Genomic DNA, 590 nt, shown 5'->3' on the forward strand with positions numbered 1-590 from the left:
CGGCTGCTGCGCATGGAGGACGAGCTCCACAAGCGGGTCATCGGCCAGGAGGACGCGGTCCAGGCCGTGTCGAAGGCGATCCGGCGCACCCGTGCCGGGCTCAAGGACCCGAAGCGGCCGTCCGGTTCGTTCATCTTCGCCGGCCCGTCCGGTGTCGGTAAGACCGAGCTGTCCAAGGCCCTCGCGGAGTTCCTGTTCGGCTCCGAGGACGCGCTGATCCAGCTCGACATGTCCGAGTTCCACGACCGTTACACCGTGTCGCGGCTCGTCGGTGCGCCTCCCGGTTACGTCGGTTACGACGAGGGCGGCCAGCTGACCGAGAAGGTCCGGCGCAAGCCGTTCAGCGTGGTGCTCTTCGACGAGATCGAGAAGGCCCACCCGGACGTCTTCAACACGCTGCTGCAGATCCTCGAGGACGGCCGGCTGACCGACGGTCAGGGCCGGATCGTGGACTTCAAGAACACGGTCATCATCCTGACGACCAACCTCGGTACCCGTGACGTGGCCAAGGCCGTGTCGCTGGGCTTCCAGGCCTCCGAGGCCGAGGAGTCGTCGTACGAGCGGATGAAGATCAAGGTCAACGACGAGCT

General features: G+C 66.1%; 1 protein-coding gene. It reads left to right on the forward strand.

Annotation, left to right across the window (positions count from 1 at the left end; translation table 11 throughout):
- On the forward strand, positions 1–590 hold a 590-nt coding region (locus QSK32_RS45295), incomplete at both ends, for an AAA family ATPase (RefSeq protein ID WP_285475561.1).

Origin of the sequence: Actinoplanes sp. NBRC 101535 (genome assembly GCF_030269225.1) — a bacterium.
In the GTDB taxonomy this organism is placed as follows: Bacteria; Actinomycetota; Actinomycetes; order Mycobacteriales; family Micromonosporaceae; genus Actinoplanes; species Actinoplanes rectilineatus.